The sequence below is a fragment of the Actinomadura sp. GC306 genome, assembly GCF_004348665.1.
Lineage (GTDB): Bacteria > Actinomycetota > Actinomycetes > Streptosporangiales > Streptosporangiaceae > Spirillospora.
The window spans coordinates 1-12,174 of record NZ_SMKM01000205.1; the positions used below are offsets into that span (position 1 = coordinate 1).

General features: G+C 72.1%; 14 protein-coding genes. 11 read left to right on the forward strand and 3 right to left on the reverse strand.

Going from position 1 to position 12,174, the window contains the following annotated elements; genetic code table 11:
* Window positions 1-700, reverse strand: a 700-nt coding sequence (locus E1200_RS24180) for a serine/threonine-protein kinase (RefSeq protein ID WP_131954366.1), incomplete at its 3' end; no start/stop codon positions are given.
* Between the two features lie 51 nt (window positions 701-751).
* Window positions 752-1,678: a hypothetical protein gene (locus E1200_RS24185; protein ID WP_243708797.1), complete on the reverse strand. Its 927-nt coding sequence runs from the start codon at window positions 1,676-1,678 to the stop codon at window positions 752-754.
* Between the two features lie 44 nt (window positions 1,679-1,722).
* Between E1200_RS24185 and E1200_RS24190 the strand changes: the two genes are divergently transcribed.
* Complete coding sequence (locus tag E1200_RS24190) at window positions 1,723-2,559, forward strand: 2,3,4,5-tetrahydropyridine-2,6-dicarboxylate N-succinyltransferase (protein WP_131954367.1); 837 nt, start codon at window positions 1,723-1,725, stop codon at window positions 2,557-2,559.
* A gap of 3 nt (window positions 2,560-2,562) precedes the next feature.
* On the opposite strand, the gene E1200_RS24195 is transcribed toward E1200_RS24190, so the two are convergent.
* Window positions 2,563-3,321 (reverse strand): 4'-phosphopantetheinyl transferase superfamily protein, encoded by a 759-nt coding sequence (locus tag E1200_RS24195; protein ID WP_165950440.1) that lies wholly within the window; start codon window positions 3,319-3,321, stop codon window positions 2,563-2,565.
* A gap of 22 nt (window positions 3,322-3,343) precedes the next feature.
* On the opposite strand from E1200_RS24195, the gene dapE reads away from it, so the two are divergent.
* The 10 genes from dapE to E1200_RS24245 all read left to right on the forward strand — a co-directional run bounded on the left by dapE (window position 3,344) and on the right by E1200_RS24245 (window position 11,991).
* Entirely contained in the window at window positions 3,344-4,420 is a 1,077-nt protein-coding gene (gene dapE, locus E1200_RS24200; protein ID WP_131954369.1) for a succinyl-diaminopimelate desuccinylase, read from the forward strand.
* Complete coding sequence (locus E1200_RS24205) at window positions 4,417-5,223, forward strand: TIGR00730 family Rossman fold protein (protein WP_131954370.1); 807 nt, start codon at window positions 4,417-4,419, stop codon at window positions 5,221-5,223. The genes dapE and E1200_RS24205 overlap by 4 nt, the downstream gene beginning before the upstream one ends.
* Before the next feature lie 274 nt (window positions 5,224-5,497).
* Window positions 5,498-6,928, forward strand: coding sequence for a hypothetical protein (locus E1200_RS24210; protein ID WP_165950441.1), 1,431 nt, complete (start codon window positions 5,498-5,500; stop codon window positions 6,926-6,928).
* Entirely contained in the window at window positions 6,925-7,458 is a 534-nt protein-coding gene (locus tag E1200_RS24215; protein WP_131954371.1) for a hydrogenase maturation protease, read from the forward strand. Before E1200_RS24210 ends, E1200_RS24215 begins: the two co-directional genes overlap by 4 nt.
* On the forward strand, window positions 7,451-7,801 hold the full coding sequence (locus tag E1200_RS24220) for a hydrogenase maturation nickel metallochaperone HypA (protein WP_243708798.1): 351 nt from the start codon (window positions 7,451-7,453) through the stop codon (window positions 7,799-7,801). Before E1200_RS24215 ends, E1200_RS24220 begins: the two co-directional genes overlap by 8 nt.
* Complete coding sequence (locus E1200_RS24225; protein WP_131954372.1) at window positions 7,798-8,829, forward strand: hydrogenase expression protein HypE; 1,032 nt, start codon at window positions 7,798-7,800, stop codon at window positions 8,827-8,829. The genes E1200_RS24220 and E1200_RS24225 overlap by 4 nt, the downstream gene beginning before the upstream one ends.
* 19 nt (window positions 8,830-8,848) lie before the next feature.
* On the forward strand, window positions 8,849-10,642 hold the full coding sequence (locus E1200_RS24230; protein ID WP_131954373.1) for a nickel-dependent hydrogenase large subunit: 1,794 nt from the start codon (window positions 8,849-8,851) through the stop codon (window positions 10,640-10,642).
* Window positions 10,635-11,186 carry a NifU family protein gene (locus E1200_RS24235; RefSeq protein ID WP_131954374.1) on the forward strand — a complete coding sequence of 184 codons (552 nt, stop codon included), beginning with the start codon at window positions 10,635-10,637 and terminating at the stop codon, window positions 11,184-11,186. Before E1200_RS24230 ends, E1200_RS24235 begins: the two co-directional genes overlap by 8 nt.
* Window positions 11,183-11,782, forward strand: coding sequence for a DUF5947 family protein (locus E1200_RS24240; RefSeq protein ID WP_131954375.1), 600 nt, complete (start codon window positions 11,183-11,185; stop codon window positions 11,780-11,782). Before E1200_RS24235 ends, E1200_RS24240 begins: the two co-directional genes overlap by 4 nt.
* On the forward strand, window positions 11,782-11,991 hold the full coding sequence (locus tag E1200_RS24245; protein ID WP_131954376.1) for a hypothetical protein: 210 nt from the start codon (window positions 11,782-11,784) through the stop codon (window positions 11,989-11,991). Before E1200_RS24240 ends, E1200_RS24245 begins: the two co-directional genes overlap by 1 nt.
* Window positions 11,992-12,174 lie beyond the last annotated feature (183 nt).

Below are 12,174 nucleotides of genomic sequence, written 5' to 3' on the forward strand. Positions count from 1 at the left end.
GGACGGCGTGGAGGAGTTCGGGGACGGTGTCGGCGGTGAAGGGGCGGTGGCCGGTGAGGAGTTGGTAGGCCACGCCGCCGAGGGCGTAGAGGTCGGTGCGGTGGTCGACGGGGGTGTTGCGGTCGAATTGTTCGGGGGCCATGAAGGCGGGGGTGCCGATCATGGCGCTGCCGGTGAGGTCGGTGGTCTGCTCGGCGTAGCGGGCGATGCCGAAGTCGAGGATCTTGGTGCGGTCGCCGTCCAGGAGCATGACGTTGGGCGGTTTGATGTCGCGGTGTACCACGTCGTTCTTGTGGGCCTCGGCCAGCGCGTCTGCGATCTGGGTGAGGATCGGTAAGGCGCGGGTGAGGGGGAGTCCTTGGGGGTGCTGGGCGGCGACCGCGGCCAGGTCGGTGCCGTTGAGCAGTTCCATGACCAGGAACAGGGTGTCGTCGTCGGTGTCGATGTCGAAAACGGTCGCGATGCTGGGGTGTTGTAGGCCGGCGGCGATCTCGGCCTCGCGGCGGAAGCGGGCTATGGCCTGGGCGGGAGCGCCGTGCGAGGGCAGGACCTTGATTGCGACGGTGCGGTTCAGGCGCAGGTCGGACGCTCGCCACACCTCGCCCATGCCGCCGCGGCCCAGCAGCGCGTCCAGCCGGTACCGCCCCGCCAGCAACCGCCCCTCGCGCATGAGCCTCCCGCCGGTGCCTGATTCGTCCACCGGAAATGATCTCCGGTTCGCGGGCGGCCGTCCAGGCGGTTCAGGAGGGCGTTACTTGACGATGACGTTGTCCGCGGGGGCGCCCTCGTCCGGCGTCCAGCCGTCGTGGCCGGCGTCGGCGCGCCAGTGTTTGCCCGCGTAGCGGACCTCGGTGAGGCCGTAGACCTGGGCGTGCGTCATCGCCCACGTCGCGACCGCCCAGCCCTCGCGGGGGGTGGCCGCCTTGATCGAGTTCCAGGAGTCCGGGTCGGACGCGGCGCCTGCCGCGAGTGCCCCGGGGCCGGCCACCTGCAGCCGGCTGCCGAACGCGCGGCGCATCTCCCGCAGCGCGTCGGGGCGGCGGGACTCGGTCCGCTTGTCGGGCGGGAACCAGCAGCGCGCGGCGCCGGGCTCGCGGCCGGTGAACGCCGCGGCGAGGATCTGTCCCTCGTCCTCGTGCTGGGCGTAGGCGTCGCCGTCGGCGCTGCGCTGCACCTCCTGCGCCGCCACGTGCAGGTCGTGGTCGAGGTAGTCCTTCACCTGGACGAGCGCGTCGAAGAACTTGCTGGTGGACACGACCGGGTCGCGGAGCTTGTCGGGCGTCCCCCACCCCTGCGAGGGACGCTGCTGGAACATGCCCACCGAGTCGCGGTCGCCGCCCGGCAGGTTGCGGATGTGCGACTCCTGGATCGCGGTCGCGTAGGCGATCACCACGGCCCGCTCGGGGAGCCGCTTGCGGAACGCGACGGCGGCGATCGTGGCGGAGTTCGCGCCCTGCTCCAGGTCCAGCGACATCTTGCCCGCGCTCGCGGTGAGCTGGCAGCCGGAGCCGTGCAGGTAGGGGCGCGCCTTCTTGAACACGGCGTAGCCGCCCACGGCCAGCAGCACCACGGCGACCGACAGGCCCGCCGCCCACGCCGCCCCGCCGCGCCGGCGGCGCCCCCCGCCGTCGTCGGGGACCTTCCCGGGGTGCCCCCGCAACCTCGCCCAAACAGCCACGCGAAGACGGTACCGGGGAATGGCCACCACTAAGCTCAGGAGGCATGACCGAATCGTTCACCAGCCCGATCTCCGGCGGCATCGACGAGCTGTGGGAGCGGCGCGCCGAGCTCAGCCCGGACGACGCCGACGCGCGGGCCGCCATCGTGGCCGCCGTCGACCAGATCGACACCGGCGAGGCGCGCGTCGCCCACATCGACCCCGCGTCCGACGAAGTCGTCGTCGACGAGCGGGCCAAGCGGGCGATCCTGCTGAGCTTCAAGGTCCTCGGCATGGTGCGCTCCCAGGTCGGCGACTTCAGCTACCACGACCGCATCCCGTTGAAGAGCCGGCTGGACGGCGTCCGCGTCGTGCCCGGCGCGATCGCCCGCTGGGGCTCCTACCTGGCGCCCGGCGTGGTGCTGATGCCGTCGTTCACCAACATCGGCGCCTACGTCGACTCCGGCACGATGGTCGACACCTGGGCGACCGTGGGTTCGTGCGCGCAGGTCGGCAAGAACGTCCACCTGTCCGGCGGCGTCGGCATCGGCGGCGTGCTGGAACCGCCGAACGCCAAGCCCGTGATCATCGAGGACGAGGCGATGATCGGCAGCCGCTCGATGATCGTCGAGGGGGCGCGGGTCGGGAAGGGCGCCGTCGTCGGGTCCGGGACGAACCTGTCGGCGTCCATGCCGGTCATCGACGTGGAGACCGGCGAGGAGATCAGCCGCGGCCGCATCCCCGACTGGTGCGTCGCCGTCGGCGGCACCCGCACCAAGGAGTTCAAGGGCGGGACGTTCGGCCTCCCCGCCGTGCTCATCCTCAAGCGGCTCGAAGAGGGCCAGCGGCACGACAAGGCGTCCCTCAACGACATCCTCCGCGACCACGGCATCAACACCTGACCGCTACAGCGGAACCTCGCTGATCTTGAGGGGGCGGCCGGTGAGGACGGCGGCCGCGGCGGCGTAACCGGGGCCGGGCGTGAGGTCGGCCAGGCGGACCGGCGCCACCGCCGCCTCGCCGTCCCACGCCAGCACCTCCGGCGCCTCGTCGGGCGGGGAGACGCGGATGGCCGTCATCGGCGCGGCGAGGCCGTGGCCGGTGGCCTTCAGCAGCGCCTCCTTGCGGCTCCAGTAGGCGTGGAAGCCGCGCCGGCGGTCGGCCATGGCGGCGAGCGCGGCCCGCTCGGGGTCGCACAGCACCATGTCGGCGAGCCGGTCGATGTCGCGGTCGCTCTCCCGCTCGACGTCCACGCCGACCTCGGCGCCCTCGGCCAGGACGAGGACGACCCGGTCCCCGGAGTGCGACAGCGAGAAGTCGACGCTCGTGCCGGGCAGCCGCGGCTTGCCGTGGGTGCCGGCGCACAGGCGGCAGTCGGTGCTGAACCGCATGGCCCGCGGGTCCAGGCCGGTGACCTCGGCGAGCACCGTCCGGGCCAGGAAGCGCCCGGTGACGAAACGGGCCTTGTCCTCGGCGCGCAGGAAGCGTTCGTAGCGTTCGCGTTCGGCGTCGTCGAGCAGCGCCCGCATCTCCGCGTCGTCGGCGGGGACCGCCCAGCGGACGGCGCACTCCAGCGCGTCGTCCCGCGAAGCGTCGTTCTGCACAGCGTCGTTCCGCACGGTTTCGTTCTGCACAGCGGGACCCTTCGCCGCGGTCGTCTCCACGAGCCGATGATAGGACTTGAACATGGGGCTGGATCTTTTCTCCGACGTCGCGGACCTCACGGCGGCGATCGTCGACATCGAGTCGGTGAGCGGCGCGGAAGGGCCCCTCGCCGACGCCGTCGAGGAGGCGCTGCGCGCGCTCCCGCACCTGACGGTCGAGCGCGACGGGCACAACGTCGTCGCCCGCACCGACCTCGGCCGCGCCGAGCGGGTCGTGCTGGCCGGGCACCTCGACACCGTGCCGCTGAACGGGAACCTGCCGTCCCGCGTGGCGGGCGACCGCCTCTACGGCTGCGGGACGACGGACATGAAGAGCGGCGTCGCTGTCGCCCTGCGGCTCGCCGCGACCCTCCCCGAGCCGGTGCGCGACGTCACCTACGTCTTCTACGAGTGCGAGGAGATCGAGGCCGAGCGCAACGGCCTGCGCCGGCTCGCGGCGGCCCGTCCCGAACTGCTCGCGGGCGACTTCGCCGTCCTGCTGGAGCCGACCGGCGCGCTCATCGAGGGCGGCTGCCAGGGCACCATGCGCGCCGAGATCACCGCGGCGGGGGAACGGGCGCACAGCGCGCGGGCGTGGATGGGCTCCAACGCGATCCACGCGGCCGGGGCGATCCTGGACGTCCTGCGCGCCTACGAGCCCGCCCGCCCGGTCGTGGACGGCCTGGAGTACCACGAGGGCCTGAACGCCGTGTTCATCCGCGGCGGCGTCGCGGGCAACGTCATCCCGGACGAATGCGTCGTGACGGTGAACTACCGGTTCGCGCCCGACAAGTCGCCCGCCGACGCCGAGGCGTACCTTCGGGAAACCTTCCGCGGCTTCGCGGTGAAGATCACCGACAGCGCGTCGGCCGCGCGGCCCGGCCTGACGCACCCGGCCGCCGCCGCGTTCGTCGCCGCCAGCGGCGCCGACGTCCGCGCCAAACTCGGCTGGACGGACGTCGCGCGCTTCGCCGACCTCGGCATCCCCGCCGTCAACTACGGCCCCGGCGAGCCGACCCTCGCGCACACCCGCGACGAGTACGTAGAGATTCCCCTGATAGCGGAGTGCGAACGACGTATGCGCACGTGGCTGCAGGGGCCCGTTAACGTGGCCACATGACTTTGCATCCCGATTCCCCCCTCCGGCGGCAGGGGCCCGCGACGCTGCGGGGCAAGGCCGTCCCGAAGACCACCACGGACCAGCGCCTGCTGGACAGCCGCGGCCCGGTCGACTGGGTGCACGCCGACCCGTGGCGCGTGCTGCGCATCCAGGCCGAGTTCGTGGAGGGGTTCGGGCTGCTGGCCGAGCTGCCGAAGGCGGTCAGCGTGTTCGGCAGCGCCCGCACCAAGCCGGACTCGCCCGACTACAAGCTCGGCGTGGAGATCGGCGCCAAGCTGCACCAGGCCGGCTACGCGGTGATCACCGGCGGCGGGCCGGGGATCATGGAGGCGGCGAACAAGGGCTGCGACGAGAGCGGCGGCCTGTCGGTCGGCCTCGGCATCGAGCTGCCCTTCGAGCAGGGGATCAACGACCACGTCGACATCGGGCTGCAGTTCCGGTACTTCTTCGTCCGCAAGACGATGTTCGTGAAGTACTCGCAGGCGTTCGTGGTCCTGCCCGGCGGGTTCGGGACGCTGGACGAGGTGTTCGAGGCGATCACCCTCGTGCAGACCGGCAAGATCACCCGGTTCCCGATCGTGCTGGTCGGCACCGAGTTCTGGGGCGGCCTGCTCGACTGGATCAAAGACCGGATGCTGTCCACCGGCAAGATCGCCGAGCACGACCTCGACCTGGTCCACCTCACCGACGACCCGGACGAGGCCGTCCGCGTCATCGTCGAGGGCCACTCCCGCGCCGAGCAGGAGATCGCCGAGGCCCGTGCCCGGAAGGAGACCGCCAAGCACGCCCGGCAGCCCGAATAGGGCCGCGGCGGGCACGGCGCCGCCCGGACGGCCGTCCCGGTGCTCCGCTCCGGCATCCGCGATCCCATGGCGACCTCCCTGCGCGTGACATCTCCGCCCCCTGAGCCCGTGGTCATGCGCCCGGCCCGGCACCCGGTACATGAGCCCGTCACTTACTGGACGGCGTCACTTACCGGGCCTCCAATCCCATTGCTATAGCTGGGGTGCTGCCCCGCCGCGAGAACGGCGAATGGTGTGGCATGCGCATTCCGTCTTCGCGAGGGGGAGGGCGTCTGTGGAGAGTGGACCGGCCAGGGTCGGCGCGAGTTTCGCGCACGCCCGTTCTGTCGCCGATGCGATTCTTTACGAGGGGTACCTGCTCTACCCCTACCGGCGTTCGTCCGGCAAGAACCGGGTGCGCTGGCAGTTCGGCGTCATCGTGCCGCCGGCCTGGGCCGACGCGCACGGGCTGACCGACACGAGCGTGGCCGGATCGGCCGAGGCGCCCTGGCAGCAGACCGAGTGCCTGATCAGCGCGCCCGAGGACGCCACGGTCACGTGCCGGGTCCGGTTCCTGCAGAGCCAGCGCAAAGGCGTGGAGGAGCGGTTCTCGGACGGGAGTTGCCATCCGGTCGATTTCCTGAGCGCCGGGGAAAGGCTGGAAGTCGCTTTCGACGAGGCCGTTCCGCAGGAATTCGACTTCCGCGTCCGGCTGCGGGATCTGCGGGCGGGGGAGCAGCGGTTCGACCTCCGGGCGCCCGGCGGTGTGGACACCGACCCGATCCTGGACGACGACGACGGCGGCGTCCTCGGCCGCACGGTGCGCCGGCGGTGGCCGCTGGCGGCGACCGTGACGCTGTCGGCGGCCCCGCCGGCGGCACCTTGCGAGGCCCCCTACCGAGCCGACGTGCTCCGCGTGCACATAGCCAACGCGGACACGGCCACGGAGGCGGACGCGCCCCGCGACGAGGCGCTGTGCCGGTCGCTCATCGCCTGCCACGTCCTGCTCGGAACCGACGAGGGGGAGTTCCTGTCCCTGCTGGATCCGCCGGAGTGGGCCGCCGCGGCGGCCAGGGAGTGCGTGAACATCCACACCTTCCCGGTGCTGGCGGGCGAGGCGGGCGACCGGCACGCCGTCCTGTCCTCGCCGATCCTCCTGTACGACCACCCGCGCGTCGCGCCGGAGAGCCCCGGCGACCTGCACGACGCGACGGAGATCGACGAGATCCTGTCGCTGCGGACGCTGACGCTCACCGACGCGGAGAAGCGCGAGGCGCGCGGCACCGACCCGCGGGCCGCCGCGATCCTGGACCGGACGGAGTCGCTGCCGCCGGAGGCGTTCGCCCGGCTGCACGGCACGATCCGCACGCCGCTGCCGGAGGAGGACGGCGCCGGGGTCGTGGTCGCGGGCGTGGCCGTAGCGAAGGGGAGCCGGGTGCTGCTGCGCCCGAAGACGCGCGGCACCGACCCGCAGGACCGGTTCCTCGACGGCCGGACCGCGCTGGTCGAGGCGGTGCTGACCGACGTGGACGACGGCACGCACCTCGCGGTCACCGTCGAGGACGACCCGGCCGCCGACCTCAACCGCTGGTACGGGCGGTACCGGTACTTCGCCCCCGACGAGGTCGAGCCGCTGCCCGCCGGCGCGAACGGCGGCCCTGGCGGCGGCTCTGGCGGCGGCTCTGGCGGCGGCGTGAACGGCGGCCCGGACGGCGGCGCGCGATGAGCCGGGTGCTCGTCGCCGGAATCGGCAACGTGTTCCTCGCCGACGACGGGTTCGGCGTCGAGGTCGTCCGACGCCTGCTGAAGGACGGGACCGCGCTCCCGGCCGGCGTGCGGGTCGCCGACTACGGCATCCGCGGCGTCCACCTGGCCTACGAGCTGCTGGACGGCCGCCACGACACGCTGATCATGGTGGACGCGGTGCCCGTCGACGGCCCGCCCGGCACCCTCGCCGTCATCCACGTGGACGCCGCCGCCGTCGACGGCGCGGTGGCGGGTGTGGACTTCGCCGACCCGCTCGGCCCCCCGGCCGTCGACGGGCACGGCATGAACCCGACGGCCGTGCTGCGGCTGCTGCGGCGGCTCGGCGGCGAGATCGGCCGCGTCCTCGTGGTGGGCTGCCGGCCCGCCGTCCTGGAGGAGCGGATGGAGCTGTCCGGGCCCGTGCGCGCCGCGCTGGACGACGCCGTCCGGCTCGTCGCGGACCTGGCCCGGGACGAGGCGAACAGGGAAGTGGAGCGGACGCATGCATGAGCTGGGAATGTGCGAGGGGATCGTCGAGGCGGCCCTCCGCCGGGCGGACGGCCGCCCGGTCCGGGGCATCCGGGTCCGCGTCGGCGGCCACCCGGTCGACCCGGCGGTGGTCGAGCAGGGCGTGCGGCTCGCCGCGGCCGGCACCGTCGCCGAGGACGCCGCGCTCGATCTGGTGCTGGAGCCGCTGTCGGTGCACTGCGACCGCTGCGGCGCCCGGACGCCGGTGAACTCCGCGACCGCGCTGGCGGCCTGCCCCGCGTGCGGGTCGGTCGACGTGCGGAGCACCGGGCGGGAGGACGTCGTCCTGGAGTCGATCACCGTGGACCGGGGAGGTACGTCATGAGCGAGGGGTTCGAGGAGATCCACATCCTGTGGATCTCAGAGGGCATGAGCTGCGACGGCGACACCGTGTCGGTCACCGCGTCGGGGCAGCCGTCGATCGAGGACGTGGTCAACGGGCTGATCCCGGGCCTGCCGAAGGTGCACCTGTACAACAAGGTGCTCTCGCCGACGCAGGGCGGCGAGGACTTCCTGGCCCCGTTCCGGGCGGCGGCCCGCGGCGACCTGGAGCCGTTCATCTTCGTGCTGGAGGGCTCGGTCCCCAACGAGAAGATCAACGGGGACGGGCACTGGTCGTCGTTCGGCAACGACCCGGAGACCGGCGAGCCGGTGACGCTCGACTGGTGGCTCGACCGGCTCGCGCCGCGCGCGTGGGCGGTCGTCGCGGCCGGCACCTGCGCGACCTACGGCGGCATCCACGCGATGGCGGGCAACCCGACCGGCTGCATGGGCCTCGCCGACTACCTCGGATGGGACTTCAGGTCCGCGGGCGGGCTGCCGATCGTCAACGTCCCCGGCTGCCCCGTCCAGCCCGAGAACTTCATGGAGACGCTCACGTGGGTGCTCCAGCACGCCGCGGGCTCCGCGCCGCCGCCGCCGCTGGACGACATGCTCCGGCCGCAGTGGCTGTTCGGCAAGACGGTCCACGAGGGCTGCGACCGCGCGGCCTACTACGAGCAGGCCGACTTCTCCAAGGACTACAACTCGCCGAAGTGCCAGGTGAAGATCGGCTGCTGGGGGCCGGTGGTGAACTGCAACGTCCCCAAGCGCGGCTGGATGGGCGGGGTCGGCGGCTGCCCGAACGTCGGCGGCATCTGCATCGCCTGCACCATGCCGGGCTTCCCGGACAAGTTCATGCCGTTCATGGACGCCCCGCCCGGCGGCAGCCTGTCGTCGATGCTGATCAAGCCCTACGGCGCCTTCATCCGCCGGATGCGCGGCATCACGAACGCGACCGCGAACAAGGAACCCCGGTGGCACCACGACCGCGAGGTGCTGACCAGCGGCTACGACCCGCGCTGGCGGCCCTGACCAGGAAGGACGCACATCGATGGCGAAGACCGCGCCGAGGCCCGCCGGGACCGCACCCGGGCAGCTCGTGGAGATGTCGTGGGACCCGATCACCCGCATCATCGGCAACCTCGGCATCTACACCAAGATCGACTTCGCGAACCGGCGGGTCGCGGAGTGCCACAGCACGTCCTCGCTGTTCCGCGGCTACTCGGTGTTCATGAAGGGCAAGGACCCCCGCGACGCGGGCTTCATCACCAGCCGGATCTGCGGCATCTGCGGCGACAACCACACGACCTGCTCGGTGTACGCGCAGAACATGGCGTACGGCATCAAGAACCCGCCGCTCGCCGAATGGATCCTCAACCTCGGCGAGGCGGCCGAGTACATGTTCGACCACACGCTCTTCCAGGACAACCTCGTCTTCGTGGACTTCTGCGAGGCGATGGTGAAGGACACCAACCCGAGCGTGCTGAAGAAGGCCAAGACCACCGACGCGCCGAACGCGGCCGTCCACGGGTACCGGACGATCGCCGAGATCATGGAGGCGTTCAACCCGTTCGAGGGCGAGGTGTACAAGGAGGCCCTGCAGATCAGCCGCACCACGCGGGAGATGTTCTGCCTGATGGAGGGGCGGCACGTGCACCCCTCGACCGTCTACCCGGGCGGCGTCGGGACGATGCCGACCCCGAGCCTGTTCACCGACTACCTGTCCCGCCTGATCGGCATCGTCGACTTCGTCAAGAAGGCCGTCGCCATGAACGACGACGTCTTCGACTTCTTCTACGAGGCGCTGCCGGGCTACGAGGAGGTCGGGCGGCGCCGCGTCCTGCTCGGCTGCTGGGGCGCATTCCAGGACCCGTCGGTCGTCGACTACCGCTACGAGACGATGGACCGGTGGGGCAAGGCGATGTACGTCACCCCCGGCATCGTCATCGACGGCGAGCTGCTCACGACGAACCTGGTCGACATCAACCTCGGCATGCGCATCCTGCTGGGCAGCTCCTACTACGAGGACTGGGTGAACGAGGACCCGTTCGTCACCGCCGACCCCCTCGGCAACCCCGTCGACATGCGCCACCCGTGGAACCAGACCACGGTGCCGGTCCCGCAGAAGCGCGACTTCGACGAGAAGTACTCCTGGGTGATGAGCCCGCGCTGGCTGCACCCGCAGACCGGGGAGCACCTCGCGCTGGACACCGGCGGCGGCCCGTTCGCGCGGCTCTACACGACCGCGCTGGCCGGCCTGGTCGACACCCCGTACGTGAAGTCGACCGGGTCGAGCGTCCAGATCAACCTGCCGAAGGGCGAGCGGCTGCCGGAGATGACGCTCGAATGGCGCATCCCCAAGTGGTCGAACGCGCTGGAGCGCGACCGGGCCCGCGGCTACTTCATCGCCTACGCGGCGGCGATGGCGGTGTACTTCGTCGAGCAGGCGCTCGGCCGCGTCCACGACGGCGACACGCGGGTCTTCGACGATTTCGAGGTCCCCGACGAGGCGATCGGCTGCGGGTTCCACGAGGCGGTGCGCGGGGTGCTGTCCCACCACCTCGTCATCAAGGACAAGAAGATCGCGAACTACCACCCGTACCCGCCGACGCCGTGGAACGCGAGCCCGCGCGACAGCTTCGGCACGCCCGGCCCGTACGAGGACGCCGTCCAGGACATGCCGATCTTCGAGGAGAACGGCCCGGACGACTTCAAGGGCGTCGACATCATGCGGGCCGTGCGCAGCTTCGACCCGTGCCTGCCGTGCGGCGTGCACATGTACGTCGGCGGCGGGCGGACGCTGAAGAAGATGCACTCGCCGATGTTCGGCGCGACCCATGAGTGAGGGTCCGCGAGCCCGCCTGGACGAGGGGGCCGTGGCCGACCGCCTGGCCCGCCTGGACGAGACCCTGGGCAGGCTGGAGCAGACACCGGGCGCCACGGCCGAAACCGCCCTGGACGCGGTCACCATGCTGACCGAGGTCTACGGCGAGGCCCTGGCGCGGGTGATGGAGCACATCCCGGCTGCCGCCGCCGAATCGCTGGTGGCGGACGACCTCGTCGGCCATCTGCTCGTCCTCCACGACGTCCATCCCGAGCCGGTCGAGCGGCGCGTCGCCCGGACGCTGGACGGCCTCCGGCCGCGCCTGGGCCGGCAGGGCATCGAGGCCGACCTCGTCGGCATCGAGGCGGGGACGGCGCGGGTCGGGCTAAAGGGCGGCGGCTGCGGCGGCACGGAACCCGCGGCGGAACTCGTCCGGGAGGCGCTGCTGGCGGCGGCCCCCGAACTGGCCGGGGTCGAGCTCGTGGCCCCGAAGGCGCCGCCCGCGTTCGTCCCGGTCGACGCGCTGCTGCGGCCGCCCGCCACGGCGGCGGACGGTGCCGCATGACGTCCGGGGCCCTGGACCGTGCGATCAGGCGGGCGCCCGCCGCACGCGCGGAGACCGACACCTGCGGCCTCTGCGACGCGCCCGCACCCGACCGGCACGCCCACGTCCTGGACGAGAGCAGCGGCGAGCTGCTGTGCGCCTGCCGGGCGTGCGGCCTGCTGTTCGAGCGGGAGGGCGCCGGATACGGGCACTACCGGCTGGTTCCCGGGCGCCGGGAGCGGCTGGGCGGTGTGCCCGCCGCGGACCTCGGCGTCCCCGTCGGGCTGGCCTTCTTCGTGGCCGGCCGGGACGGCGCCGTCACCGCCCGCTACCCGAGCCCCATGGGCGCCACCGAGTGGACCGTCGACCCCGGCATCTGGGCGGAGGTGACCGCCCGCGCGCCGCGACTGGCGGACCTGCGCCCCGGCGTCGAGGCGCTCCTGGTCAACACGGTCCGCGGCGCCGACGAGCAGTGGATCGTGCCGATCGACGACTGCTACCGGCTCGTCGCCGTGATCAGGCGGTCATGGACGGGCCTGTCCGGGGGAGACCGCGTGTGGAACGACATCGAAGCGTTCTTCAAGGACCTGACGGAGACAGGGACGAAGGAGCAGTGATGGCCGAGATCCGCGTGGGGAAGCCTGACGTGAGGCCCGACGCGCCCTCGCACGTCAAGGGCGTCCGGCAGGGCAACGCGAAGGGCGCCTACAAGAACGAGGTCGGACACCACGAGGACGGCACGGCCGACTCCAGGCGCTCGACCGGAATCCGCGCAAGCAGCCGCGATCCGATCCTGCCGAGCATGCCGAACGTGCCGCCCGGCTGAACCGAGAGGGGAAAGCAGATGCGAAAGACGATGATCGCGACGACCATCCTGGCCACCGCCGGGTTCGCCGCCCTGCTATGGCGAGAAGGACCAGCAATACGCCGCTACATCCGAATGTCGCGGATGTAGCGCTCCCCATCCACCCCCGCCGGTCAACGAACCCGGTCGGGGGTGGTGGGGGGG